This is a genomic window from Sporosarcina sp. Marseille-Q4943 (assembly GCF_943736995.1).
Classification (GTDB): Bacteria; Bacillota; Bacilli; order Bacillales_A; family Planococcaceae; genus Sporosarcina.
Genome location: NZ_CALSFT010000002.1, coordinates 291,130 through 316,416, shown reverse-complemented (window position 1 = coordinate 316,416; position 25,287 = coordinate 291,130). Strand labels below are relative to the sequence as shown.

The window sequence follows — 25,287 nt, the reverse complement described above, 5'->3', positions numbered from 1 at the left end:
GTTAGTGTTGCTACTTCAACACTTCTATAGATTTAATACATTACCTAGCACATCGATTCGCATACAATGTACTCTGAGTGTACGTACAGAAGAAGGGCAACAACCAATTAAAGCTGGAGGTGGTGATTCGATTGGGGTATTTGTATGCTATAAGTTTTTTGGTTCTCTTTGTTTTGGTTTGGAAAAAGGGCATAGCTAAACGACAGAGAGAAAAAGAGAGATTAAGAAAATGGAGAAACAAATTTTTGTTGGATTTTCACAAGACCATCAATAGCCTTTTTGCGGCAAACCTTCAATTTGAGGGAAGTTATGATTTCGTGTTGAAAAGGAAGGTGTTGTTAAAACCCGGGAACAATTCGAGGGGGGTGGAGACCTTTTTCGCAGAGCGAAAAGGAGACTCCCAGCTATACACTGTTGAATATGTCGGAAGAAGGGAATTTAATCGTGCGAAAACGGGCGATATCATCCACTGTGGAGTAGTGAGGCATATTGAAAAAGAAGACGTTTTCTTTGTTGTAATGGAGATGGAAGAGGAAAGTGCGATCAGAAAAATAGTTCGGAGAACCCGAATGCTATTTATCGCATATCTCATTGCCTTTCTTATGGTCGCCCTTGCATTGCTCACGGCGGCTTTTGCCGTGTTAACTATTATGGGGTAGGTTGATGGGGAGAAAAAAAGTAAAAGGAGTGCAAATCGCACCCCTTTTACTTTAATGAACCTTCTGTTATTCCTTCTGTTCGCAATCCAGGCGATAAAATCTTCATCATCCAACAAGTTCAGCAGGAATAAGTTGACCACTTCACTTTCGCTATGCTCCGTGTATTCTGCATAGCTTTTCAGTCGGATGCTTTCCCGTAGGAGTCGCCGACTTCCTCTTCAACCAACGAGCTACCTGAAATCAATAAAAAGGTTAACCAAAATATTTTTAAAATAAAACTTCCTCGTCTTCCTCGCCGGCAAGTTTCAGTAGCAGCTTGCGACATTGCGGCAAGGCGTAGTGGACGATTTGGCCGAGGAGAAAGGCGATGATGACTGTGCCGATGCCTACCGGACCGCCTAATAACCAGCCCGCGAAACCGATAATCACTTCATTCATCGTCCGTACCTTTTTCATGCTAATTCCAAGCTTGTCGACGAGGATGAGCATAAGGCTGTCCCGTGGGCCTGCACCGACATTGGGCGCGACATAGATGCCGACGCCGTAAGACATGACAATGACACCGAGCGTGAAGATGATCACTTGCCCTGTCATCGTTTCGAATTCCGGCAACATCCAGTTGAACAAGTCAATGAATAGGCCGAGAAGGAGCATGTTTAGCCAAGTCCCGAGCTTCGGCCATTGTTTAATCATAATGGAGGTTAAAGTGATGAGGGTCAAGCCGCTGATGATGCTCCACGTCCCGATTGTCAGCCCGAAGTGTCGGGATAGGCCGATGTGCAGGACGTCCCACGGGCCGACGCCAAGGCGCTGCCCTTTAATCGTCATCGTAATGCCGAGCGACAACACGATTACGCCGACAATAAAAAATGTCCATCTCCATACAAAAATCTTTTTCATCTGCATTCTTCTTTCCATGCTACTCCATCGTGGATAGCGAATTCTCTGTTCCATTGTAGCACGTGTCGAGAAGGCAAGATATATGCGATTAGTCTTTAATAATGTCGCTGAAAGACGCTTCGGCAACACGGCCAAGGTCTGTCGGGGACAGCTTCATCTGCAATCCCGGCTTACCTGCACTGACGACAAACTGCTCCAACTTTTCAGCAGAAGCGTCAATCACGGTCGGATACTTTTTCTTCATGCCGATTGCCGAACAGCCGCCCCGGACGTACCCGGTCTCTTTCGTCAAATCTTTCAACGGAAGCATATCGAGCTTCTTCACACCCGCCGCCTTCGCCGCCTTCTTCAAATCAAGCTCTTCCGCAACAGGGACGATGAAGACGAAAAGCTCACGGGGTCCAGCGATCGTGACGAGCGTCTTAAAGACCAATTCCTCCGCTTGCCCCGTCTTGGCAGCGACCGACACGCCATCCAACTGCCCGTCATTAATGTCATATTCCATCAGCTCATACGGCACTTGTTCATTTTCCAATAGCCGTACTGCGTTCGTCTTCACAGATTTTTTCTGCTTCGCCATTTGCTCACACCTTTCCGTAATCAAAGAAAGGCCGCCATGACGGCGACCCTCCTCATCAGGCGGTTCTATTAATACTTGGCCATTCGGCAATGAAACCATTCCGCTTTGCTTCCACTTGGATCGAGTAAGCTGAAATCGCCTGTGCAAAGCGTTTTTGTTCCAGGAGCACTTCCCGTTCAACATCTGTCGGAAGGTCCATGGCTGCCACTTTGAACGCTTCCGCTTTTGCCCGGTTCGCTTCTGCCTCCATTTGCGACTGCTCACGCTTTTGGAGGGCGAGCCTTGCTTCCGTTTCCATGATCTTGGCGGAAGCGGTTGCCGCCAGCTGATGATCCGCGGTCGTCGGTTCCTGTACCGAAACCGCTTCCCTGCGGACATCCCGCCACGCATCGATCGTTTCCTCCAATGTCTTCCCGAGCGGAAGTGCGATCTGCTTCACTTGCCCTGCATCCAGCTTCTCGAACTCCCGGCTTTCCTGTACGGCTTCCGGCTCGTTCTTCCCTATCAGCAATGCTTCCAAATCATTTAGCGTCTTCTGGTTCCGGCCATTGTAATCCGCATTGCGGTAATAGGCTTGTTCGGCACTTTTGCGTCTCACTGCGTCATACCGTTGCATTTGATCTGCAGCGGTTGCGAACGTCATGATGGCATTCATGTCACTCACCTCCCGATACGTATCCACTTTCAGTTATGTGTATTATAGCCAGTTTTCATATAAGGAAACATCCTGCGAAAGAGCTAAAGTCTGATTATTCAAAAGGTATTTTCGACTGATGAATTGTGCCTATGTTTTCGACGATTTATCTCTTTTATCGACCATTACTTACAGAGCAGTTTTGCCGTTCGCTATGCATTACTTCTCGAACATCTTTTTCAAAGCATCCGCGAGCGCGGTATTCACCGGCTCTTCCTCCTGCTTTTTCATATACTTCTGCACGTCGCGTTTGTCCGCCTTCTTGCCGCCAGACTGGGCGCGTCTTTTTTCAAAAGCGGAAAGCTTTTCGCGGTGGCCGCATTTGCAGACGAAAATCCTTCCGTCCCCTTCTCCGCGCAATTCGAGCTTCTTCTTACAGTTCGGGCATCGCGCATTCGTCAATTGGGATACGTTGCGACGATGGCCGCATTCCCTGTCCTGGCAGACGAGCATCTTGCCGCGCTTTCCATTCACTTCAAGCAATGGCTTCCCGCAATCCGGACACATTTTTCCTGTCACATTATCGTGTCTGAACTTTTTATCATCCGTTTTGATTTCTTTGACGGTCTTCTTCGAGAAGTCCACCATCTCTTTTATGAAAGCCTCTTTTTTCATTTTGCCGTTGGCGATCTTCGTCAAGCTTTGCTCCCATTCGGCCGTCAACGCAGGTGACTTCAAATCTTCCGGAACGAGTTCGAGAAGCTGTCTGCCTTTTGACGTCGTGAAGATGTCATTCCCTCTCTTCTCGATGACGAACGAGCTGAACAGCTTCTCGATAATGTCGGCGCGTGTCGCAACCGTTCCGAGGCCGCCTGTGTCGCCAAGCGTCTTGATGAGATCCTTTGATTCCCCCGCCATGAACTGTGCAGGATTCTCCATTGCCGCAAGCAATGTCCCTTCATTGAAACGGGCTGGCGGTTTTGTCTGCCCTTCCGTCATGACGATGGCACGGATGTTCACTTCGGCACCTTTTGTGAAAGCTGGCAACCGGTCCGTATCTTCCTCTTCTTCATCCGTGGAATAAACCGCTTTCCACCCTTCGTCCGTGACCGTCCTTCCTTTCGCCTTGAAGATTTCTCCTTCAACTTCAAGCTCCGCCGTCACTTGCTCATAGCGGAATGGGCCGAAGAAGACAGCAAGGAAGCGCTTGACGATCAGATCATAGAGACGCTGTTCCTTATCGGATAGGTTTTGATAGATCGGCGTCTCCTCCGTCGGGATGATTGCATGGTGATCGGAGACGCGCTTGTCGTCAATGACGCCTTTCTGCGGCTTGATTGAATTTGAGCGCAACAATACATTGACCGATTTCCGGTACGGTCCGATGTCGACCGCCTTAATGCGTTCTTTCAGCGTCCCGGCCATATCGGACGTCAAATGCTTCGAATCAGTCCGCGGATATGTCACCGCTTTATGCCGCTCGTATAGGTTTTGCAGCGTCGACAACGTCTCTTTCGCAGACCAAGACCAACGTCGGTGTGCTTCCTTCTGCAACTCCGTCAAGTCGAATAGAGGAGGAGCCGGCTGTTGCTTCGGCGTCGTCTTCACGTCCTTCACCTTTCCGGAATGAACCCCGTCAAGTTTCGCCAACAGTTTTTCAATTGCTTCTTTGTTAAACGACTGTGTCTGTCCCGCTTTATCGGACCAAGTGAACCTCGCCGTTTCGGTCAAGGCCTGCAATCCATAATACGATTTCGGCTTGAATTCGCGGATTTGCCTTTCCCGCTCCGCAATCATGGCGAGCGTCGGCGTCTGGACACGACCCGTCGATAATTGCGCATTGTATTTCACCGTCAATGCACGCGTCGCATTGATGCCGACGACCCAGTCCGCCTCTGCACGCGCAACTGCCGCTTCATACAAGTTCTCGTATTGGCGGCCGTCCTTCAAATTGTTGAACCCGTCCTTGATCGCTTTATCGGTGACGGATGAAATCCAAAGCCTTTTGACTGGCTTGCGATTTTTCGCCATCTCCAATATCCAGCGTGCAACGAGCTCTCCTTCCCGCCCTGCATCTGTCGCGATGATGACGTCCTTCACATCATTTCGTCGAAGCTGCGCTTTGACAGCATTGAACTGCTTCGTCGTCTGACGGATTGGCGTCAACTTGAACGGATCCGGGATGATCGGCAAGTATTCAAGCTTCCATTCCTTATATTCATTGCCATACCCTTCCGGATCGGCGTGCGTCACAAGATGCCCGAGCGCCCATGTGACAATATATTTTTGGCCTTCCAAAAAGCCGTTACCTTTTTTATTACAACCGAGCACCCGCGCGATATCCCTCGCAACAGATGGCTTTTCGGCCAACACTACTGATTTGGACATAAATAAATCCCCTTTCTACATAGTTCAATTATAAGGGAGAACGCCTTCCGTTGCATGTCCGGCGATATTTGTTGACGAGAGGGCTTGCTTTAGGCGCGGAGCGGCTCACTTTGAGCGCGCGGGGACTTGCTTTGAGCGCGGAACGGCTCACTTTGAGCGCGGGAAGACTCGCTTTGAGCGCGGGGCGACTCGCTTTAAGCGCTGGACGGCTCACTTTGAGCGCGGAATGGCTTGCTTTGAACGCGCGACGGCTCGCTTTGGACGCGCGACGGCATGCTTTGGACGCGGGACAGCTCACTTTGGACGCGCGACGGCTCGCTTTGGACGCGCGATGGCTCACTTTGGACGCGGGACTGGTCTTCTGTCAAGAAAGTGGACACGATACAATGAGCGTTTATTTTCAAAAGCCTACCGCGCTGCGCTTGGTGTACTTTCGTAAAAGAGCAGTTAAAAAGACAACTGCTCTTCCACGAAAGTTGCGGGTGGTTGTTGAGCGTTTTTCTCCTTTTCAGTCTGATAGGCCTTCTCATAATCGTTCGGTGATACATAGTTCAAAGTGGAATGGCTTCGTTTTTCATTATAGAAAGAGATGATATAGTCCAGCACAGCCATTCTAGCTTCTTCGCGTGTTGTGAATTTTGTACGGTAGATGAGCTCCTTCTTAATCGTTGAATGAAAGGATTCTATACAGGCATTGTCGTAACAGTCGCCTTTGCGGCTCATGCTGATTTTGCATTTCTTTTCCTTAAGAAGATCGACGTAATCAGCCGATGCATACTGGCTCCCCTGATCGGAATGGTGAATCAGTCCTTCTGCAGGAGAGCGGAAGTTTAGAGCTCTTTCAAGCGCCAGTTTCGGCAGTTCCTTGGATAGGTCTGTCTGAATATTAAAGCCGACAATCTTCCGAGAAAAAAGATCCATGACAGTCGCCAGGTAAAGCCAACCTTCAATCGTCCAGATATAGGTGATATCGGCGACCCACACCCTGTTAGGGGTGTCTGCGCTGAAGTTGCGCATCAGTAGATTAGGGTAGATTGGGTGGTTGTGATTGGAGTTTGTCGTCGTCTTGTACTTTGATGGCACCAACGCACACAATCCAAGGTCCCGCATATAGTTGGCCACGGTCTTCTCAGCTAGAAAAACCTCTTTCTTCTCCAACTCTTTTTTGATTCGCGGGCTGCCATAAACTTGTCTCTTCTCGTAAAAAATCTTACTAATGAGTACTTGCGCCTCTTCCTTTTTCTCTTGGGAAGGGCTTTTTTCTTTCTCGCGCCATTTATAGTAACCGGTCCTAGAAACCTGGAGTACTTGGCACATCTTTGTCACGCTGTATTCCTCCCGATGATCTTCAATGAACTCATAGATTACTGCGGGTTTCTTGAAAAGATGTGCATAGCCTTTTTTAGGATTTCATTCTCTTCTTGCAGATCACGAATTTGTTTCTCCATGTCTCTTTGGCGTTTCATTTGTTCAGTCGGGGTAAGATATTCAACACCGTCTCGCTCCGCTTGGATTTTCTGTCTATGCTCGCTGACCCATCTTCGTAAGGAGCCCAAGGGAATTCCCATTTCCCTGGAGACATCAGTCTGCTTTTTCCCTTCCTCCAACACAAGTTTGACTAAATGCTTCTTAAGGTCATCGTCAATTCTTTTACCCATTTTGGACACTCTCCGTTCGCATATTATTGTTATCTTAATCCAAACATGCTCATTAGATTGTGTCCACTTTTTATACTACCTGCAGGACCACTCGCTTTGGACGCGGGATGGCTCACTTTGGACGCGGGATGGCTTGCTTTGGACGCGCGACGACTCGCTTTGGACGCGATTCAGCAAAATAAAAAAAGCCGTCACAGAAAGTCAATTCACGACTTTCTGGACAGCCCATTATCACGTTCAATTCGCGTCCAATACATCTTTCGAAAGATCCTTACTCATCTCTGTATACTTCGCAAACACCCTTGCCAATTCGCGCAGACGGTTATGCACATCTTCATCGATGATGCGATTGTCTTGATCGAAATGACCCGAATGGGTATAGACGAAATTCGGCGTTACGAGACAGCGGAAGTAATCTAAAATCGGCTTTAGCTGATTTTCAGGAACAAGATGGTGCTGGTATGTGCCGCCATTGGCGACGATCGAAACCGGCTTGTAGCGCATCGCATGCGGATGCAGCATATCGAATGCATTTTTCAGCACGCCCGGAATGGAACCTTGGAAGATTGGAGTCGCAATGATGTATGCATCTGCTTCTTGAAACTTCCGGACCATTTCCTGCATGTCCTCGTTATATTGTTCCGACGGACGCCCATCGACGAATTGGTGATCATAGTCCGCCATTTTCATCCGTTCAATTTGGAAATGACTGCCTGCCTCTTTCACATACTCTTCGACCGTATCAAGCACGGCGCCTGTTTTGCTGCCGATAATGGTCCCGTCCACAAACAAAACTTTCACTGGTCATCCTCCTCAAAGCTGTTTCTACAAAGACAATCGTACCATAACGATTGGTACGATTGCCTTAAAATAAGCTTATTTGGAGGTCCCGTTCGACTTCGGAGCTTCTCCCGGAATGTCCCGCTTACCTTCGAAGGAATCTTCGGCGAACAATTCTTCCAATTTTTCGTATGGAATTTCCGTGTCGCTATTTTCCTCTTCCAACCGCTCCTTCACTCGCTCAATCGTTTTTGCAGGAGATGCCAGCACGACAATTACGTCACCCGCGCTCGCCTGCAGCTCAACGTTCGGCGTGAAGAATTCAATAGACCCGTCAGTGCGGAGTATATAAAGCAGAATCGATTTATCATCACGTTCACGCAAATATTGCGTATAGCTGTATTGCTTCGTGATGAGCGTCTTCCGTATGACGTGCCCGGCGTGCATCCGCTCTTCCAAACTGTAGATCGAGATCGATGGGGAAAACAATGTCTGCCCGCCCAATATCGTGAATGCCTCGACGTCTTTTCCGACGTGGAAAGCCGTTTGGAATAAATGATCACGCCCGAGGTCCGGTTCAAAGTCCGCACAAACATGTGCATTGTACAGATCCATCTTCGTCATCGCCAGCATATACCGGTAAGGCGTCAAATCGATATGATATTCAATCTGCTCCGACAGGATATCTCCTATATAGCTATCAAGTCCGCGCCTTCTCGCATCCGCAAGCGCCGCCCACGACTCATCGATGAGCAGCACTTCATTGCCTGTGTCCTTAATTGATTGCGCCAATTCCGCTCCGAAGCGCGTTCCTCCAATGATGACGACGCCCGATTCGTCTGTCGTCGTCAAGTTCAGCTTTTTGGCAATGAAACCAATTGAAAATCCATGAAGTACGACCGTCGACAGGACGAGCGCAAACGTCAAGGCTGTGAGCAGCTCCGCATCTTCATAGCCATTTTCCAGCAAAATGGTGGCAAAATATCCCGATACGGTAAGCGCCACGATTCCCCTCGGTGCAATCCACCCGATCAGCAGCTTTTCACGGACATTCAAATCCGTTCCGATCGTGGAAATCCAAATTGACAACGGCCGGACGACAAATAGCATTGCCGCCACATAGGTCATGATCGCGGGATTGAAAATTTCTATTAATATTTTCGGATCAAGCGAAGCGGTGAGCATGACGAAAATGCCCGAAATGAGCAGCACTGAAATGTTTTCCTTGAAGTGACGCACATCATTCAACGTCGTCAAGCGCATATTCGCCATTTTCATCCCCATCGCGGTGACGGCAAGCAGCCCTGTCTCATGCATGATTTCATCCGCAAAAACAAAGGTGAACAGCACGACGACGAAGAGAATCGGCGCTTTCAAAAACTCGGGGATGCTCCCCCGCTCGAAAGCGTTCCCGATGAACAACGCCGCAAACCATCCGAGAAGGACAGCAAATGCGGAAGCTGCAAAAAAGAGCAGCAGCGACTTTAGCGTCACTTCGGCATTGATGAATTTAATGAATTCAAATGCAAATACGGCGAGCAATGCCCCGAACGGATCAACGACAATCCCTTCCCATTTCAAGATTGCCGCGGGCCGCGGCTTCAACTTCGCCTGCCGCAATAAAGGTAAAATCACTGTCGGGCCCGTGACGATGAACAGCCCTCCAATGATGAAAGCGACTTCCCATGAAAGGCCAGCCAAATAATGCGCAGCCAACGAACCGGCAATCCAGGCGATAAATGCCCCGATTGTAACAATCCGACCGACCGGCTTGCTGAAACCTTTGATTTCCCTTACGTCCAGATTCAAACTTCCCTCAAAAAGGATGATGGCGACCGCAAAAGTGATAATCGGCCCGAACAGATCCCCCATACTTTCCTGCGGGTTGATCAATCCGAATACCGGACCGACGAGCAATCCCGCCAATGCCATGACGACGATTGCTGGCATACGGTATTTCCATGCGATCCATTGAGAAAGCATCCCGATTAAGATGACGAGCATCAAGTCGAACAATAGAGAATCGAACAATGGAAACACCCCGTTTCCTAAAGAATAAATGATAGTTTACCACATTTCCTTTTTCATTCCACGTATTTGTACATAACTCGTTTTTTGCAAACATAGGGTGAAAAGGAGAGTGTTTCATACACAGGAATAGAAAGGGTGATTCCAATAGAAAACTCAAAGAAGAAAATTGTTGCATTTTACATCGCAAGGTCGGACGGCAAAGGTTCGTACCCTGCAAGGAGAGCGTCCGTGCTCGCTCGGGACATCGCAAAAGAAGTGAACGTCCTATTCATCGTCGGTGAAAACTCCCCTTCACCTCCGGAAGGATTCAAATCGATTACGATCGGCAAAAAGGCCAACCTGATACAGACATTGGCACTCATCCGTCCAAACCTCCTCATCCGCGACACAGGCCCGACGGTTTCCGAAGAAGTGGAAAAGATCCGCAACATTGTCCCATCCATTTTGCATTTTGATGATTTCGGCGAAGGAGGAAAGCATGCGGACTTCGTCATTCAAACCCTCTTGGAGGAATCAATCGACGAGCCTGCAGAACATGTTGTCGTGGATCGACAGCTTTTCATTGCCGACCCATCGATGCGTACTTTTGAAAGATCCGGTTTACGGAAAGCCCCTCCAGGCCCCCTACCCCATCTCGTCATTTCATTCGGGGAAGAGGACGAGGGGAATTTAACATACCGAGCACTCAGGCATGTGTCCCAACTGCAGATTCCGTTGAAAGTGACCGTCATTATCGGAGAGCGTTACCCGCATGACGTCAGCACGCTTCGGATGATGGCGCTTGGCAGACGCAATACGCTCGTCCAGCAGCCGCCCTATAATATAGCGGAAATCTATGCGACTGCAGACGTGATTTTATGCGCGTCGAGCTATATGCCTTATGAAGTAGCCGTCATGGGCATCCCATGCGTCGTCCTATCTCAGAATGATTTCGAACTGGGACTTGCATTCCCGAAAGAACAGCACGGCTTCGTCCATCTTGGCCTCGGAAGGAAAGTGAAGCAGTCGAATCTATTGAACGCGATCATGGAGCCGCTGCTTCACGAACCATTGAGAAAACGTTCAATCGAACGCCAACTTGCGCTCGGGCTTGGGGACGGAAAGGACAAAGTCGTCGAGACGATCTATTATTTATTGGAACACCCGAAACGCGGAGCGGGCGGAAAAGCGCTGTCGGATATGCTACACTAAAGGAAAACGATTGGAGTTTTCCATATGAATAAGCGACAAATCGAATCGGCAATCGCGGAATTGAAAATGGATTATATAAGCTTGCAAGGCGACGTGGAAAAGTTGGAGTCGACCGGACATGCAGATTCGGTCCATAAAGCAGAGCAACGGCTTGCCGCGATGGAAGAAAAACTAGCCGAATTGAACAAACAGCTTGCTGAGCTGTCAGAATGAAGAAAGGCTGCCGACGAACAGGGTTCCGTTCGTGGACAGCCTTTTGACGTTCAGTAGGTTGTTAGTTTCAATAATTCCTGAAGACGGTAAATGCCCCGCTGGAAGAATGTGAACTTATCTTGGTACTCCTCGAAATCGAGTGTATAGAGGGCATCTTTGTTGGTCCAAAGCCGGTCGAAATAATTGTCAATTTCACGAGACAGCTCGCTGTCATTCGGCGCGATGACCCTCAAATTCGCTTCGAGATTGTAATTGTTCAATGTCCGGTCGGTCAAATTCGCGGAGCCGTTCGTAATGTACGTTTCGAGCTCCGTCTGGACGACGACGAGCTTCGTATGGTATTGGCCGACGACCGTGTTATACCACCGGACGTCCAGCTTCCCGTCCGTCTCATCCATCATCTTCTGTAGCACCGGACGATTCGGCAAGCCCGACTTCTCGTTGCCGAACGAGTTTTCATTCGGATCCAAAATCATTTGGACATGGACGCCCCGATTCGATGCATCGACAATCGCTTCCACGATATCGGGCATCGCAATGAAAAACATGCCCATCCGGATCGTATCTCCTTCTTGGGCTGCCGCAATATCGCCGAGTAGCGCATCGTGGATTTTCTTCTCCGTCAAATATTGCACTGCGTATTCTCCGTCATGCTCCTCCCCGATGTCCACGCGCGGCAAGGAACCGCCATTCGTATAGCGGACGACCGCTTCTTCCGCCTCTAAAATATCATTTAATACGCTTCCTTCCACTTTCAAAGCGACATTTCCATGGAGTCCGCTCGCGTCATGCGGATTTCCCGACGTCACGATCGCCGATTTATCAGTCACGACCGTCTTCCGGTGGTTCGCTTTCACATTCAGTAGGATCAAATACGATCGCAACGTCATTTTCGGTGCTTTGCTCGACATCGCATTTTCAATCCAGCCTTCCTTTTCAAAATTGACCCAGCGGAAAATAGTCCGGTAGAGGCCCGAATAGATAGGCGTCGAGTCCCGCAGTTCATCGAGATCGGTGTAGACGACCTCAATGCCGGCATCCTCGAGCTGGTTGAACCATTTTGATTCATAGGAGCCGTAGCCGGTGTTGAGGGGATCAGTAATATAGATGATGTCCATTTGCGGATTCTCTTTTTTCTTTTGAATCAATTTTGAAGTCAATGTTTCTGAGATGTTAGGAAAGTCGATGTTTTCATCCGTGTAGTGGTCCATGAGGAAGAAATCGAGGACGATGAACTCTTCCGCCTCATCGATCATTTTGTAGATTTCGTCAAAGATGGAGAGCTCATGCACCATCCCGTCCCCTTTTTTGTTTTGGGCATACGTCAAATCGGTGAGCATTTGAACGTCATCCGTCCAATGGATGTCACCTTCGTAATTGACGCCTTCCGGAAGCGGTTTATATGTGTGCCAGGTAATGACCCCGACGTATAGAAATAAGAACAGCAAGATGGCCATGAGGATGAACCATTTCGGCCGTACCCATTTTTTCATTTTCTCCATTCAATCAACCCCGTAGTCTAGTTACCATTTACAAGTTCCCCTTACTTGCTGAATGCAAACTACTAATTTCCGCTCCAGGCGGACGCGTTCCGCGGGCGAGCGGTGAGCCTCCTCAGTCGCTGCGCTCCCTGCGGGGTCTCCCCTGTCTCGCTTTCCCGCAGGAGTCGCCGCCTTCCGCTTAAAAAGCCAGCTATAAAATACAAATTAAAAAATGCCCCCGTTTAAAAACAGAGGCATTGATACAGATATTTAATTAAGCAGTGACGTATTCTCTCACTGTTGTGTCGTCCATCATTAATTCCTTCAAGTACTTTTTCGCACGGAACAGTCGGGATTTCACTGTGCCGATCGATACTTTCATCAACTCCGCGATTTCGATCAACGAATATTGATAGACGTAGAAGTATTCGATCGTCGTCCGGTAAATGCCGTCCAACTCGCCGATCTTCTGCTGTACCATGAGCTGGATGTCGTTCTGCTCGATCATTTCGACGGGTGTCGGGTTGTCACTGGGAACCAAATCCAAGATCGGAACGTCCAATGTTTCAGGTTGGTGCATTACGTGTTTGCTTCTTCTGACATCTTTTCGGTAGCGATCGCGGAATGTGTTCATACAAATCGTCGTGAGCCATGCTTTCATCCGGTCAACACTGTCCATCTTTCCGCTGTAGCGGACAACCTTGACCCATACGTCTTGCATAAGGTCCTCGGCTTCCTCTTTATTGCGTGTCAGTTTTAAACATAAATGATATATGTATCGGCCATATTCGTCATATAGCTCCGTCAAGTCGATTTTCATGCGATAAAACCTCCGTTTTGTAACTGTTAACTTTATTATCAATGAATCTCCCCTTACAAACTATCGACTTCCCTTTCACTAAACTTACATTTTTGTAAGCAACAAAGAAAAAACCCCGCATTCATCTGCGGGGCATTCGTCATTCTTGTTCAATTTCCTTATCATACCGTTTCGTAATCTTCATCTTAATGATCCGACTGCGATCCATTTCCTCGATTTCGAAGTATAGGTTTTCGTATGTAAAACGTTCCCCTTCCTCGGGTACATGACCGAGCTCTTGCATGACAAATCCACCAATTGTTTCATGGTCTGTCGGCAGTTCGACGTCGAGCAGGTCGATGGCATCGACAATTTCAAGTCGGCCATGGCAGATGAGCAGGTCCTCGTTCTTTTCATAAACGAGCACTTCTTCATCGAAGTCTGTTTCATCCTCGATGTCTTGCCCAATCATCTCCTCGATGATGTCCTCCTGTGTGACGATGCCGAGCGTTCCGCCATATTCATCTAGCACGATTGCCATATGTTTTTTATTCGCAAGCATAAGTTTGAACACTTTTTCGACGCTCGCTGTCTGGACTACGAATAAAGGCTCTTCATCCATCAAGTCGGCAAGTTTCTTGTCAGGATTCATCGACCATTCGATGAGCGTCTTCGAATAGAAAATCCCGACGACCCGGTCGATGCTTTCCTCGTAAATTGGATAACGTGTATAGAAGTATTCAAGGATCGTATCTCGCACTTCTTCATAAGTTGACTCGATCGGCAGCCCGATAACATCTGTGCGGTGCGTTTCCATTACATCGGAGACGTCTTTTTCAGGAAAATCGAGCACGCCTTTCAACCGGAGCGACTCCTCCTGTTCGAACGTCCCTTCCGTCGATGCGATGTCCACCATGGAACGAAGCTCTTCCTTCGTCAACGTTGCTTCCGTCACGGCACCTTTCGAAATGATGCGTATAAATATATTCGTGAATAAAGAAAGGAGAGTCGTCAGCGGCGTCAAAAGTACGACGAATATTGAAATCGTAGGCGCGACGACATAGGCGATCCGGTCGGCAAATGTTGCTGCAATCGTCTTCGGCAGCACTTCTCCGAATACGATCAGCACGACCGTCAAAATGCCTGTCATGACCCCAACTTTCAAGCCCCTATCGATTGCAATCATCGTTACAATTGTCGGCATCATAATATTCGCAATATTGTTCCCGATGAGGATGGCCGTAATCATTTTGTCCGGCTTTGAAATCAAATTTCTAAGCTTGATCGATTTCGGGTCGCCTTGCTCGGCACGAAGCTGGACTTTCATGCGGTTGACCGCGGTAAGTGCCGTCTCACTCCCTGAAAGGAAGAACGACATAAGTAAAAAGAACCCTAGTGCTATAAACAAAAGTGATTCCTCCCGGAGTTTCTGTACTTCAAAGTTCGTTCACTTAGTAACTTTTACATATCATAACATACTCCTAGCAAATCCGTCCTTTTGAATAACTTGATTCCTACCAACATGATATAATACTTTCATTCACGAAATAATTTTGAAATGAGGGGTTTACTATGAGTCATTTGGAGAAACTTGACGCTTACTTCACATCCAAACGGGAAGAGCATTTGGAGCAATTGAAAGATTTCCTTCGTATCCCGAGCATCAGCGCGTTGTCTGAGCATAAGTCGGACATGCAGAAAGCGGCTGAATGGTTGAAGGATTCATTCAGCAAGGCGGGGTTGGAGAACTTGTCGATCGATGAGACGGAAGGACATCCGGTCGTCTACGGAGATTGGCTTCATGCGGAAGGCAAACCGACAATCCTCTTTTACGGACACTACGACGTCCAACCGGTCGACCCGTTGAACCTTTGGGAAAGCGGTCCGTTCGATCCGGAAGTGCGTGACAATAAATTGTATGCGCGCGGGGCAAGTGATGACAAAGGCCAAGTTTTCATGCATATTAAAGCCGTCGAAGCGCTTATGAATGAAAACGGAAGCTTGCCGGTGAACGTCAAATTCATTATTGAAGGCGAGGAGGAAATCGGCAGTCCGAACCTCGAGAAATACATTGCGGAGAATAAAGAGAAATTGGCCGCCGATATTATCGTCATCTCCGACACGGGCATGTATGGTCCTGGAAAGCCGGCGATCTGTTATGGGTTGCGGGGGCTTGCCGGTGTCCAGATCGATGTCAAAGGGGCAAAAGGCGATTTGCATTCAGGCATTTACGGTGGAGGCGTGCAAAATCCAATCCATGCCATCTCCGAAATCCTCGCATCGTTCCATGATAAGGAAGGGACGATTGCAGTCGACGGCTTCTACGAAGATGTGCGTCCGTTAGCCGATGAAGAGCGAACTGCTTATGAAGCGCTCAACTTCGATGAGGATGCGTTAAAGCAGGAAATCGGCGTTAACGAGCTGTTCGGCGAGAAAGGCTATTCTTATTTGGAGCGGACGTGGACACGCCCTACCCTCGAAGTGAATGGCGTCTTCGGCGGCTTCTCAGGCGAAGGCATCAAAACGGTATTGCCGTCCGAAGCCGGTGCAAAAATTACATGCCGTCTCGTTCCGGACCAAGATCCAGAAGATATCGTGAAAAAATTGAAGGCCCATATCGAAAAGCATAAGCCTGCCGGTGTTACGGTGACGGTGAGCGAGTTCGATAAAGGGAAGCCTTTCATTACACCTTTCGACCATCCAGCCATTCAGGCTGCAGGGAAATCCTATGAAAAAGTATATGAAGTGCCGACCGCTTTCACACGTATGGGCGGTTCAATTCCGATCGTGGCGGCATTCGATGAAATTATGAATTTGCCGGTCGTCCTTATGGGGTTCGGACTTTCAAGCGAGAATTTCCATGCTCCTAACGAGCATTTCCATTTAGAGAACTTCGACAAAGGCTTGCGTGTCATCGGAGATTATTATTATGAGCTTGCGGAGTTTTCGAAGGATGAATTGAAGAAGTAAGTCTGGGTGTGGGGTGGCTTTGGGCGCAGAGCGGCTCGCTTTGGACGCGCGACTCTTTTATTACAAAAAGAACTGTCTCAGAAAGTCGTTTATCGACTTTCTGGACAGTTCTTTGTATCTTACTCTTCTTCCTGTTCGTCTTCCATTCCATAAAACGTGACAATGTCTTCAAGCGGCGTGCGAACGCGGTTTTTTGGAATATCATCATAATAGCCGAATTGCAGCATGCTCATGATTCGCTCACCAGACTTCACGCCGAGCTCTTCTCGGAATTTCGGATTGTCGAGGAATGGTGGTGTTTTCCAGCAAGTCCCGATTCCTTGGTCCCATGCTAGGAGCATCGCATTTTGGATAAGCGCGCTTGCCGCTGCAAAGTCCTCCAGCCGTTCCTTCTGGCGTACATCCTCTTTGACGACGACGAAAACGACGGCACCAGGAGCGCGGAACTTCTTCATTTGCTTCTCCAAGTCCTCTTCGGACAACTCTTTCCATTTTGGAATGCCATATTCTTTCAGAACGTCTTGGAACTTTACGTATTCCTGGTTGGCAGCGACGATGAAGCGCCATGGGTTACGTAAGCCGTGGGTCGGTGCCCATCTGGCGTCTTCCAAAACGGACATTATATTTTCAAGATCGACCGGTTGCCCGTTAAAGTTCTTGACCGAGCGACGGTTGACGATCGCTTCCCTTACCGAAAGTGCCTGTTCATTCATAACTATGAACTCTCCTTTGTATCATACTGAAAACCATTATACACGAAAAGGAGACAACTGGGGAATCCTCCGTCACTTTCAGCGTTTTTCCAAATTATTTCATTCAATTGGTATTTCAAGACATTACTTTCTGTAGTATAGTAATGAAAGAAGCGAATGTTTAGAAAAGGATGACTGACTAATGACGAAAAAGCCGATAGCATGGATAACTGACAGCACTTCCTATATTACAGATGAATTAAAAAACCACCCTGATTTCTATTCAATTCCGTTGAATATACATTTCGGGGAAAAGCAATTTGTTGATGGTGTCGACCTGACGCCAGCACAACTGTATGAAAATATTAAAAACGCGACGGAGTTTCCGAAAACGTCCCAACCGTCTGCCGGCGAATTCGCCGAGCAATTCAAGAAAATCGCAGAAAACTATGAGCAGGCGATCGCCATCCATGTGTCAGCCGAGTTGAGCGGAACTCTCGCTTCCTCCATGGCAGGTGCGGAAATTGCAGGCTTCCCTATCACCTTCATCGACTCCAAGTCCGTTTCTTACGGCATCACAGGTTTGATTGAAAAAGGGATGGAATTGCAAAGCGAAGGAGCATCCGTTCAGGAAATCAAAGAAAAGCTAGGAAAAATGACAGGTACGTTGAAGAACTACATTTACATCGGCCAATTGGAGCAGTTGTACAAAGGAGGCCGGATGACCGGCGTCCAGTTCTTCCTCGGCAGCTTGTTGAAAGTGAAGCCGATTATCCAAATAACGACTGACGGTAAATTGGAAGCGATCGAAAAAGTCCGTTCCGAAAAGAAAGCACTTCAATACCTGGTCGATAAAGTGGCGGAAGGCCATCCGAAAGGCAATGGAAAGGTCTATTTGATGCAAGGCAATGTGCCGGAGCAGGCCGAGCAATTAAAATCGATGATCATCAGCCAAGTGCCTGGCCTTACCGTGGAAATCGGCGATATCAGCTCCACCCTCGCCGTTCATGCGGGCGAAGGGACAATCGCGATGTTATGGTATTAACATGGGCAGGTATGCATCACAGTCCATAAAGCGTCAAAATAATAATTAATATAAACATTTACAGCCTCTTCCCGAATATTTCGGGAGGGGTATTTTATTGTCGAGAGGTGGACTTACAACCCTTTGCATCGAGCCAAATCGTTGGAATGGCAGGACTTATAATATCTTCATTTTAAATAAAAGTCGTACTATTTGCTATTTCATCAAAGGTCTGTTATTCTAAGGAAGAATTATTTTTGTTCTTTTTCAGATTGAGTATAGGATTTTGTTATTCGTCTAAGGTATTTGAGCAAAGATAGTAACATATTGTGCGGAGATTCGCACATAGGAGGCAACAATTATGGAACAAGGTACAGTTAAGTGGTTCAACGCAGAAAAAGGTTTTGGATTTATCGAGCGTGAAGGCGGAGAAGACGTATTCGTACATTTCTCAGCAATCCAAGGCGAAGGTTTCAAATCTTTAGACGAAGGTCAAAGCGTAACATTTGAAATTGAGCAAGGACAACGTGGCCTACAAGCTACAAACGTTCAAAAAGCTTAATAATAGCTAAAAAAAGACCCTACTTGTAGGGTCTTTTTTTATGCTTACTTAGTCTCCGGATATGCAATTACTTGAAATGATCATTGATCTTAAAGAAAACATACTTCGCGTTTTCCCTCCATGCATAGGAGTCCTTATAGTCCCACGTCCGGTGATATGCATCATACGTATGGGCATTGACGAGCGGCATCGAGCCGTCCTTCGCCGTGACGATCGTCGTATGGTCGAACCGTCCGTCCCCTTGGAAGTCATAGCAAATGACATCACCGAGATCTAACTCCTCAGGCGAAGCGACTTGCCGTGCAGTCAATCCCTTCTTGGAACCCGCCAAATACCACCGCATCGAATGCGCTACCGACCAACTGAAGCTCCATGTCCCTCCTTGAATCCACCAGCCCCGCCCCCGGTTCGGGTACCCATGCATCGGCGCCCCGCCCGCGCGCAGACATTGCGATATAAAACTCGTACAGTCGACATCAAATGCAGGATAGGCTGGATTCCTTCTATTCCACCATTCATCCGCATACCTGACCGCCGCTTCCCGATTATACAATTTTCACCAACACCCCCGTGTTCCTATCGTATGAAAATGAGTAAGGTGCCATACACGAAAAAGAAGCACATTACAGGATGACCTTCCCACAAAACACTGCTCGTATGCATAATGAACTTAATGTTGGAGAATATAAAGTCATCCATTCTCCGTTTGGATTTTTGGAAATTTATATTGGAGGTTTCTACACAAATGACTCAAAATAAGAACACGAATACACGTAATAACGAGAAAAAGACAGATCCCAATACTTGGACAGCCTATGGTGACCCCGTAAAAACATCTAAACCTACTATTAATAATCAGTTTAAGAAAGGAACTTCCGCAATTGCTGAAAGCACTCAGGAGGGGAAACCCCGTAAAGATTAAGAATATGTTGGAGTCACACTACTATGGTGTGACTTTTATTTTGATTAGCAATTCAATCCGTTCTTTTTCTTTCAATCATTGAAAGTCAGCAAAACAGCTAATTACGCATCGTTCTTAGCAAGTGACAAACCCGGTAATCACCAGGGGTGGCTATACCGCTTAACAATTGAGATAATAGTTAGAATAAATCTAATTATTTCTTGGAGGTTAAGAGAATGGCAGAGAAAGTTACAGTTTTAGGTGCGGGTACGATGGGGCACGGAATTGCCCAGTTGTATGCACAAGCTGGTTATGATGTGTATATGTTTGATATTAAAACCGAGTTTTTAGAGAAGGCAATGACTAGAATCTCAGATAACTTGGATATGTTAATTCAAGAAAACTCCATTACAGCAACTGAAAAAGAAAATACATTCAATAGAATTTTTATCACTACTGATTTAAAAGAAGCGGTTAGCGGAACAAAATTTATCACAGAAGCAGTTTCAGAAAATCTAACTATTAAATTCGACTTATTCAAGCAGGTAGAGGAAGTCATAGAAGACGATACGATAATTGCATCCAATACTTCTACATTTTCCATACAGCAACTATCCGAAGGTGTTCAAAAGAAAGACCGTTTACTCATCACTCATTTTTTCAATCCTGCACATTTGGTTCCGCTCGTTGAAATAGTAAAAGGTCCAGAAACTTCTCAAACGATTATAGATCGCACAGTAGAAGTCTTGAATAACATTGGCAAGAAACCAGTTGTTTTGAAAAAAGATATCCCAGGTCTAATTGCCAATCGTCTACAAGCAGCATTGGTGCGAGAAGCATTCTATCTATTGGAGAATGGTATTGCTAATGCTGAAGATATCGACTTGGCAATTACATCGGGTCCTGGTTTCAGATGGGCATTCATCGGACCATTAGAAACAGCTGATTTTGGTGGGCTCGATATATGGAAGAGTGTCGTTGAAAACCTAGCACCCACTTTATCCAAAGAGGAAAACATTCCAGCATTTATTGAGGAAAAAGTCCAAAGTGGAAATCTTGGCACAAAAACGGGTAATGGCATATTCACCTACTCAGGAGATGAGGAAGTTCGAAGAAGAATTTTCGAACGTGATGAAAACTTCGTAAGGCTGGCCACAATTAAAAATAAAAATAAATAAATGAAACCAGGCATTAGAGCCAAAATAAAGAGGAGGCGAGTATGAATGATACTTGGCCCCTCTTTGTTTGTATTCAACGAATGAATTGAGATAATACCCGGTTAAATTTATCACGCTCTTCCCAGAAAGCACCATGTCCACTATATTTAAACGGAACTAGCTGTGAGTTAGGAATTAATTCATTCAACTCCTTAGCTTGTGAATACGGAATCACTTTGTCATGGATGCCATGAATAATCAACGTAGGGGCAACTATTTTTGGTAGATCCTCATACAAATTCAACTCTCTTAATAACACAATAATTGTAGCCGTCGACCATCCCGCAGCTTGCATTCCCATTTCGAAAAACCAATCCGAGAATTGGCTCGTTATATACTGAAAGAAAAAGCCATCGATTACTTCCTGCATCATTTTAGGACGATCATTTAACGATTGCATAAGATATCGATTGGCTGTATCTGCGGAAAATCCTAAAGGAGCTGCAGCATCGACAAGGACTAGCTGGGATACTCCATGACCGTTGTATCTCGTCATATACCGAATCGCAATGGAGCCACCCGTCGAGTGGCCTACAAGTGCAAAGTCTTCTAATTGAAGTGTACCGACAACAGCACGGATATCATCAGCCAATCTATCTAAGTTGTAGCCGTCTAAAGGTTTATCCGAATTTCCAAAACCCCTCCAGTCTATGCCGATACATCGATACCCCATTGTCGGAAGTACATTAAACTGATATTCGAACTGTTTATGGCTCAACGGCCAGCCATGAATAAAAACAATGGTCTTATTGCCCGCCGGGTTAAGATCTTCAACATACACATTTACACCTGGTTCTACGTTCACAAGATACCCGATAACGATTCCTCCGTAGTTATAATGACTTCGCCCATAAGATATTCATCGACGTATGTATATGTGCCCTGCCCTGACCATTGATTAACCAAAAAAGAACCCTATCAAATGATAAGGTTCCTTCAAGTAGATCATTAAGCAATTAGTACCCAAAAAAGACATCCTTTTTAATACTCTTTTTTGAAATATCATTGCTTTGTAAATGAGCCGAAATAGATTCCACCATCGACTTCGATCCTGCAATATAGTATTTGCCATTGTTTTGATATAAGCTGGACAATTTACTTATCTCTTGATGTAAGTCATTCCTGGAATCAAGGTAAGTTACATTTATTGAAGGATTGTTTGCAATTTCATCGAGTTCATCTTTAAAAATAAATGACTCTTTGCTATCGATATAAAGCAGATGTATTTGTTGTCCGACTCCATTCCCTTCCGCCTCCAACTGCTTTAGCATCGACCGAAATGGTGTAATTCCAATACCACCTGCAATTAGAATTAAAGGACTGTCATCTTTTAAATAAAACGACCCTACAGGTCCACTCATACTTACTTTCATTCCCTGTTCTAATTCCAACATAGCTTTCTTAAAGTCACTTGGTGAATCACTAATACGAAGTGTTATTTGAACAACATCCTCAGTAGGAGCTGACGCCACAGTAATTGGTCGAGTACCATTTTTTATTTTTTTATGAGTAATGGTAAACAACCCATGTTGTCCTGCTTTCCAAGTTAAATCTATGTCTTTTTCAAATCGAAACGTATAGACATCTTCTGATTCCTTGTAGCTTTCTATGAATGTTAGTTCCCTCTTTTTGAAAATCGATATTACATCTTGAAAAAAACTCATTTACATTTCCTCTAACAGGTTATTCAGTTTGTCTACCATACTTGACCAACCATATTTCGCGCCGTTGAACGCTGCTTGATTTTCCGCTTCAAATCCAGAGTGTTCAAGATGTAAGTAGGTTGTTTCACCCTCTTGCTTTAATGTCCATGTAACGATTGTATTGATCGGCCCACCAACCCATGTGTAAGATAATTTAGTAGGCTCGTCCACTTCCAATACTTCACTCTCTACTACTAAACCGATTGCCTCATTACGAAACTGACATTTATATCCGATAATCGGTTTGAAATTATTTTCCATTACCCATTTCGCAAGTGTTTCTGAGTTCGTTAAGGCATCCCATACTTTATTGATGGAACTCTTAAATTGAAAATCCAATGATAAATCCGCCATAATTTATTCCTCCAAAATATTCTTTAGTTTTGCCGCACTTTCCGTCCAAAATTCCTCGTAAAAGGCTAGCCAATCTTTCACTTCCTGTAAGGGAGCTGCGTTCAAACGATACCTTGTTTCTCTGCCAATTTTACGGTTCTTCACTAAATCAGCCTCTTTAAGAATAGCCAAATGTTTAGAAACCGCAGTACGCCCCATCTGAAAATGAGCAGTTAATTCGAAAAGTGCAAGCTCATCCGAGGCCGCTAGTAACCGGATTAACTTTCGTCTAGTAGGATCTGCAATGGCTACAAAAACATCACGCTCTTGGTCAGTAGTAATCAAAATCCTCCCCTCCTAACATATATACTGGACACTGTTTGGTGTCCTAATGATACGACACTAATTGGTGTCATGTCAATTCCAAATAAATAAACGGAGAAGATATCAAAGTTAACTGATACCATCTCCGTTCTTTGTTTTATTATTCGTTATTGGGCGGCCCTTGTTATTGCTTCACCAACAAAAAAACCCCATCAAATGTTAATTTGATGAGGTTCCTGATGATGGAGCATACCGGGTTCGAACCGGTGACCTTCACACTGCCAGCGTGACACTCTCCCAGCTGAGCTAATGCCCCGTATATCTGATACAATATAGATTATAACATGTCATTGTAAAAAGACAATAGATTGGGGGAGATCTCCTTGCAACATGCTGAAAAAGAACTGAAGGATGCGGTGTTTCTGTGCGATCCGAAAGGGATGTTAAATCCCGAAGCGATTGGATTTGCCCGCCGTCCTTTCATTATAAGCAATTTAAAAGGCCATTTCATGCGGAAGAAGAAATGGAATTATTGGTGTGTTTTCGGCGAGGACCTTCTATTTTCCGCGACGATCAGCCATTTGGATTATGCGGCTGTCTGTTCGGTCTATTTGCTTGATTATGAGACGCAGCGCTTCTATGAGAAGCAAGTTGTGCTGCCGATCGGGCGGAAGGTGAAGATGCCGGAGGACGTGCTCGAGAGCGTGAAATTCGTCAATGAGCAGATTTCCGTCCAGCTTGTGCATATGCAAGGAGAAACCCATCTATCTGTGACAATACCCGACTTTGATAATGAAGTGCTTCATGCCGACCTACATATTACGCATCCGGACGGAGACGATTCGTTGAACGTCGTCATCCCCCGCAACCGTGACCGGTTCCAATTCACGGCTAAGCACCATACGTTGCCGACAGCGGGCTTCGTGAAAATCGGGGAGAAACGGTATAATTTCAATCCTGATTATAGCTTTTCCGTTTTGAATTTTGCACGCGGTGTTTGGCCACGCGAAGCGGAGTGGAATTGGGCGCTGGCATCCCAGCGTTTAGGCGGACGGCGCATTGGTTTGAACTTCGGCGGGAAATGGACGGACGGCACGGGCATGACCGAAAATGCGGTGTTCGTAGACGGCGTCATGACGAAGGTTCATGAAGATGTCATTTTCACGTACGACAAGGACAATTTCATGCATCCTTGGCATATCGGGACAAAGTTCTCCGACCATGTTGACTTGACGTTCTCCCCTTTCTTTGAACGGACTGCCAAGACGAATGCGCAGCTTGTCCAAACGAACGTCAACCAACTCGTCGGCTATTTCAACGGCCGTGTCAAGCTGCACGACGGTTCGACCCTTAGAATCAGGCAAATGCTCGGTTGTGCAGAAGATCACCGAGCGAAATGGTAGGTATAGGTCAGGAAACAACCGGCAAAAATGCTGGTTGTTTTTTATTGTGCTTTAAAATTGTTTATCACCGACTTGACGGCTGTTATCACCGACTCTCGTTACTTTATCACCGACTCGGAAGAGTTTATCACCGACTCTCAGCGTTTTATCACCGACTCTCAGCGCTTTACCACCGACTTGGGTGAGTTTACCACCGACTTAGTTAAATTCCGCCCCCCAAAATTGAATGCGGACAGTTTCCATTCCTTCCCCACTCTCTGACGCGATTCCCCCAAAAAGCTCTGGGGACGTATGCGTTTAATTTCTCAAATAGAAGGAAATTAATGAGGAGAAGACAACAACAGGAGGTTTGCGATCATGAGGAACAATGTGAAGGCCGTCATGCTCTTTTTAGTTGCCGTGCTTGTTTTGGGCGCGTGCGGAAATGCGAGCAAGAATGCAGATGATCCTAGGCGGGAAGATGCGACGATTATCTATGAAGATGACAAGGAAGGCGGCACGTTGAATACAGGAGACGGGTACGGTTTCAATAAGTTCGATTTGGAGATAGAGGTTGATGGGAAAGATGTCATTGACGTGGAGTATGAAGTAGCAAAAAATCATGAGGCCAAGTATGTGAATAAGTTGGCGGGCTTGAATTTGAGGGATCAGGAAGCTTTCAATAAACTGGATCCGTTTTTCGTAAAATTCACGACGAAAAAGAGCATGGATGAAAAAGATGTCATGGACAATATTATGGAATGGTTTGGACTGGATACGTACACGAAATTCGATTTGGAAATCGATTTTGATGATGGCACGAAAATGGATATTGAAGATCGAAATTGATGATTCAGCGAATAAG

General features: G+C 46.4%; 26 protein-coding genes, 1 tRNA gene and 1 pseudogene. 10 read left to right on the top strand and 18 right to left on the bottom strand.

Annotated elements, in window-relative coordinates; genetic code table 11:
• Positions 1 to 131: 131 nt before the first annotated feature.
• Complete coding sequence (locus tag NIT04_RS01620; RefSeq protein WP_252501864.1) at positions 132 to 659, top strand: hypothetical protein; 528 nt, start codon at positions 132 to 134, stop codon at positions 657 to 659.
• 267 nt (positions 660 to 926) lie between these two features.
• Here NIT04_RS01620 and NIT04_RS01615 read toward each other — a convergent pair whose 3' ends face one another.
• The 8 genes from NIT04_RS01615 to NIT04_RS01580 all read right to left on the bottom strand — a co-directional run bounded on the left by NIT04_RS01615 (position 927) and on the right by NIT04_RS01580 (position 9,630).
• Complete coding sequence (locus tag NIT04_RS01615; RefSeq protein WP_252501863.1) at positions 927 to 1,559, bottom strand: YitT family protein; 633 nt, start codon at positions 1,557 to 1,559, stop codon at positions 927 to 929.
• Positions 1,560 to 1,647: 88 nt separating this feature from the next.
• Positions 1,648 to 2,139, bottom strand: a complete 492-nt coding sequence (gene ybaK, locus NIT04_RS01610) for a Cys-tRNA(Pro) deacylase (RefSeq protein WP_252501862.1) — start codon at positions 2,137 to 2,139, stop codon at positions 1,648 to 1,650.
• 55 nt (positions 2,140 to 2,194) lie between these two features.
• Positions 2,195 to 2,794 (bottom strand): hypothetical protein, encoded by a 600-nt coding sequence (locus NIT04_RS01605; protein WP_252501861.1) that lies wholly within the window; start codon positions 2,792 to 2,794, stop codon positions 2,195 to 2,197.
• 198 nt (positions 2,795 to 2,992) lie between these two features.
• Entirely contained in the window at positions 2,993 to 5,161 is a 2,169-nt protein-coding gene (locus NIT04_RS01600) for a DNA topoisomerase III (protein ID WP_252501860.1), read from the bottom strand.
• A 447-nt stretch (positions 5,162 to 5,608) separates the two neighbouring features.
• Positions 5,609 to 6,514, bottom strand: coding sequence for an IS3 family transposase (locus NIT04_RS01595; protein WP_252503148.1), 906 nt, complete (start codon positions 6,512 to 6,514; stop codon positions 5,609 to 5,611).
• An 11-nt stretch (positions 6,515 to 6,525) separates the two neighbouring features.
• Entirely contained in the window at positions 6,526 to 6,819 is a 294-nt protein-coding gene (locus NIT04_RS01590; RefSeq protein WP_252501629.1) for a transposase, read from the bottom strand.
• Positions 6,820 to 7,056: 237 nt separating this feature from the next.
• Positions 7,057 to 7,620 (bottom strand): NADPH-dependent FMN reductase, encoded by a 564-nt coding sequence (locus NIT04_RS01585; protein WP_252501859.1) that lies wholly within the window; start codon positions 7,618 to 7,620, stop codon positions 7,057 to 7,059.
• A gap of 75 nt (positions 7,621 to 7,695) precedes the next feature.
• Complete coding sequence (locus NIT04_RS01580; RefSeq protein ID WP_252501858.1) at positions 7,696 to 9,630, bottom strand: sodium:proton antiporter; 1,935 nt, start codon at positions 9,628 to 9,630, stop codon at positions 7,696 to 7,698.
• A 135-nt stretch (positions 9,631 to 9,765) separates the two neighbouring features.
• On the opposite strand from NIT04_RS01580, the gene NIT04_RS01575 reads away from it, so the two are divergent.
• Together NIT04_RS01575 and NIT04_RS01570 are read left to right on the top strand one after the other, a co-directional pair.
• Entirely contained in the window at positions 9,766 to 10,821 is a 1,056-nt protein-coding gene (locus NIT04_RS01575; protein WP_252501857.1) for a PseG/SpsG family protein, read from the top strand.
• Between the two features lie 24 nt (positions 10,822 to 10,845).
• Positions 10,846 to 11,034 (top strand): SE1832 family protein, encoded by a 189-nt coding sequence (locus NIT04_RS01570; protein WP_252501856.1) that lies wholly within the window; start codon positions 10,846 to 10,848, stop codon positions 11,032 to 11,034.
• A gap of 50 nt (positions 11,035 to 11,084) precedes the next feature.
• Here the strand turns inward: NIT04_RS01570 and NIT04_RS01565 are convergent, their stop codons facing one another.
• The 3 genes from NIT04_RS01565 to NIT04_RS01555 form a co-directional block, all read right to left on the bottom strand.
• Positions 11,085 to 12,536 (bottom strand): phospholipase D-like domain-containing protein, encoded by a 1,452-nt coding sequence (locus NIT04_RS01565; protein WP_252501855.1) that lies wholly within the window; start codon positions 12,534 to 12,536, stop codon positions 11,085 to 11,087.
• Positions 12,537 to 12,789: 253 nt separating this feature from the next.
• A complete protein-coding gene (locus NIT04_RS01560; RefSeq protein WP_252503162.1) occupies positions 12,790 to 13,335 on the bottom strand; it encodes an RNA polymerase sigma factor in 546 nt (181 codons plus the stop codon).
• Positions 13,336 to 13,474: 139 nt separating this feature from the next.
• Complete coding sequence (locus NIT04_RS01555) at positions 13,475 to 14,722, bottom strand: hemolysin family protein (RefSeq protein ID WP_252501854.1); 1,248 nt, start codon at positions 14,720 to 14,722, stop codon at positions 13,475 to 13,477.
• A gap of 164 nt (positions 14,723 to 14,886) precedes the next feature.
• Here NIT04_RS01555 and NIT04_RS01550 point away from each other — a divergent pair, with 164 nt between their 5' ends.
• A complete protein-coding gene (locus NIT04_RS01550; RefSeq protein WP_252501853.1) occupies positions 14,887 to 16,284 on the top strand; it encodes a dipeptidase in 1,398 nt (465 codons plus the stop codon).
• A 119-nt stretch (positions 16,285 to 16,403) separates the two neighbouring features.
• On the opposite strand, the gene NIT04_RS01545 is transcribed toward NIT04_RS01550, so the two are convergent.
• Positions 16,404 to 16,997, bottom strand: a complete 594-nt coding sequence (locus NIT04_RS01545; protein WP_252501852.1) for a nitroreductase — start codon at positions 16,995 to 16,997, stop codon at positions 16,404 to 16,406.
• Positions 16,998 to 17,178: 181 nt separating this feature from the next.
• On the opposite strand from NIT04_RS01545, the gene NIT04_RS01540 reads away from it, so the two are divergent.
• Together NIT04_RS01540 and NIT04_RS01535 are read left to right on the top strand one after the other, a co-directional pair.
• Entirely contained in the window at positions 17,179 to 18,021 is an 843-nt protein-coding gene (locus NIT04_RS01540; RefSeq protein WP_252501851.1) for a DegV family protein, read from the top strand.
• A gap of 340 nt (positions 18,022 to 18,361) precedes the next feature.
• On the top strand, positions 18,362 to 18,562 hold the full coding sequence (locus NIT04_RS01535; protein ID WP_252501850.1) for a cold-shock protein: 201 nt from the start codon (positions 18,362 to 18,364) through the stop codon (positions 18,560 to 18,562).
• 67 nt (positions 18,563 to 18,629) lie between these two features.
• Here the strand turns inward: NIT04_RS01535 and NIT04_RS01530 are convergent.
• Positions 18,630 to 19,112: pseudogene (locus tag NIT04_RS01530) on the bottom strand (amidase domain-containing protein); the annotation flags it as partial.
• Positions 19,113 to 19,307: 195 nt separating this feature from the next.
• Here NIT04_RS01530 and NIT04_RS01525 point away from each other — a divergent pair.
• Both NIT04_RS01525 and NIT04_RS01520 read left to right on the top strand, forming a co-directional pair.
• Complete coding sequence (locus NIT04_RS01525) at positions 19,308 to 19,484, top strand: hypothetical protein (RefSeq protein WP_252501848.1); 177 nt, start codon at positions 19,308 to 19,310, stop codon at positions 19,482 to 19,484.
• Between the two features lie 215 nt (positions 19,485 to 19,699).
• A complete protein-coding gene (locus NIT04_RS01520) occupies positions 19,700 to 20,641 on the top strand; it encodes a 3-hydroxyacyl-CoA dehydrogenase family protein (RefSeq protein WP_252501847.1) in 942 nt (313 codons plus the stop codon).
• A 73-nt stretch (positions 20,642 to 20,714) separates the two neighbouring features.
• Here the strand turns inward: NIT04_RS01520 and NIT04_RS01515 are convergent, their stop codons facing one another.
• The 5 genes from NIT04_RS01515 to NIT04_RS01495 form a co-directional block, all read right to left on the bottom strand.
• Entirely contained in the window at positions 20,715 to 21,497 is a 783-nt protein-coding gene (locus NIT04_RS01515; RefSeq protein WP_252503161.1) for an alpha/beta fold hydrolase, read from the bottom strand.
• Between the two features lie 139 nt (positions 21,498 to 21,636).
• Positions 21,637 to 22,344, bottom strand: a complete 708-nt coding sequence (locus tag NIT04_RS01510) for an FAD-dependent oxidoreductase (RefSeq protein WP_252501846.1) — start codon at positions 22,342 to 22,344, stop codon at positions 21,637 to 21,639.
• Positions 22,345 to 22,737 (bottom strand): SRPBCC domain-containing protein, encoded by a 393-nt coding sequence (locus NIT04_RS01505; RefSeq protein WP_252501845.1) that lies wholly within the window; start codon positions 22,735 to 22,737, stop codon positions 22,345 to 22,347.
• Positions 22,738 to 22,740: 3 nt separating this feature from the next.
• Complete coding sequence (locus tag NIT04_RS01500; protein WP_252501844.1) at positions 22,741 to 23,061, bottom strand: helix-turn-helix transcriptional regulator; 321 nt, start codon at positions 23,059 to 23,061, stop codon at positions 22,741 to 22,743.
• Positions 23,062 to 23,283: 222 nt separating this feature from the next.
• Positions 23,284 to 23,356 (bottom strand) — tRNA-Ala (locus NIT04_RS01495).
• Between the two features lie 124 nt (positions 23,357 to 23,480).
• On the opposite strand from NIT04_RS01495, the gene NIT04_RS01490 reads away from it, so the two are divergent.
• Both NIT04_RS01490 and NIT04_RS01485 read left to right on the top strand, forming a co-directional pair.
• Positions 23,481 to 24,443 (top strand): DUF2804 domain-containing protein, encoded by a 963-nt coding sequence (locus NIT04_RS01490; protein ID WP_371922513.1) that lies wholly within the window; start codon positions 23,481 to 23,483, stop codon positions 24,441 to 24,443.
• Positions 24,444 to 24,800: 357 nt separating this feature from the next.
• Positions 24,801 to 25,271, top strand: coding sequence for a YusW family protein (locus tag NIT04_RS01485; protein ID WP_252501842.1), 471 nt, complete (start codon positions 24,801 to 24,803; stop codon positions 25,269 to 25,271).
• The last annotated feature ends 16 nt before the right edge of the window (positions 25,272 to 25,287 follow it).

What these genes read in the sequence shown, in the direction of transcription:
- NIT04_RS01605 (WP_252501861.1), bottom strand. Translation starts at nt 2,794, where the DNA reads ATGAATGCCATCATGACGTTCGCAACCGCTGCAGATCAAATGCAACGG.
- NIT04_RS01550 (WP_252501853.1), top strand. Translation starts at nt 14,887, where the DNA reads ATGAGTCATTTGGAGAAACTTGACGCTTACTTCACATCCAAACGGGAA.
- NIT04_RS01545 (WP_252501852.1), bottom strand. Translation starts at nt 16,997, where the DNA reads ATGAATGAACAGGCACTTTCGGTAAGGGAAGCGATCGTCAACCGTCGC.
- NIT04_RS01565 (WP_252501855.1), bottom strand. Translation starts at nt 12,536, where the DNA reads ATGGAGAAAATGAAAAAATGGGTACGGCCGAAATGGTTCATCCTCATG.
- NIT04_RS01485 (WP_252501842.1), top strand. Translation starts at nt 24,801, where the DNA reads ATGAGGAACAATGTGAAGGCCGTCATGCTCTTTTTAGTTGCCGTGCTT.
- ybaK (WP_252501862.1), bottom strand. Translation starts at nt 2,139, where the DNA reads ATGGCGAAGCAGAAAAAATCTGTGAAGACGAACGCAGTACGGCTATTG.
- NIT04_RS01615 (WP_252501863.1), bottom strand. Translation starts at nt 1,559, where the DNA reads ATGAAAAAGATTTTTGTATGGAGATGGACATTTTTTATTGTCGGCGTA.
- NIT04_RS01525 (WP_252501848.1), top strand. Translation starts at nt 19,308, where the DNA reads ATGACTCAAAATAAGAACACGAATACACGTAATAACGAGAAAAAGACA.
- NIT04_RS01505 (WP_252501845.1), bottom strand. Translation starts at nt 22,737, where the DNA reads ATGGCGGATTTATCATTGGATTTTCAATTTAAGAGTTCCATCAATAAA.
- NIT04_RS01570 (WP_252501856.1), top strand. Translation starts at nt 10,846, where the DNA reads ATGAATAAGCGACAAATCGAATCGGCAATCGCGGAATTGAAAATGGAT.
- NIT04_RS01560 (WP_252503162.1), bottom strand. Translation starts at nt 13,335, where the DNA reads ATGAAAATCGACTTGACGGAGCTATATGACGAATATGGCCGATACATA.
- NIT04_RS01520 (WP_252501847.1), top strand. Translation starts at nt 19,700, where the DNA reads ATGGCAGAGAAAGTTACAGTTTTAGGTGCGGGTACGATGGGGCACGGA.
- NIT04_RS01535 (WP_252501850.1), top strand. Translation starts at nt 18,362, where the DNA reads ATGGAACAAGGTACAGTTAAGTGGTTCAACGCAGAAAAAGGTTTTGGA.
- NIT04_RS01510 (WP_252501846.1), bottom strand. Translation starts at nt 22,344, where the DNA reads ATGAGTTTTTTTCAAGATGTAATATCGATTTTCAAAAAGAGGGAACTA.
- NIT04_RS01490 (WP_371922513.1), top strand. Translation starts at nt 23,481, where the DNA reads ATGTTAAATCCCGAAGCGATTGGATTTGCCCGCCGTCCTTTCATTATA.
- NIT04_RS01600 (WP_252501860.1), bottom strand. Translation starts at nt 5,161, where the DNA reads ATGTCCAAATCAGTAGTGTTGGCCGAAAAGCCATCTGTTGCGAGGGAT.
- NIT04_RS01540 (WP_252501851.1), top strand. Translation starts at nt 17,179, where the DNA reads ATGACGAAAAAGCCGATAGCATGGATAACTGACAGCACTTCCTATATT.
- NIT04_RS01590 (WP_252501629.1), bottom strand. Translation starts at nt 6,819, where the DNA reads ATGGGTAAAAGAATTGACGATGACCTTAAGAAGCATTTAGTCAAACTT.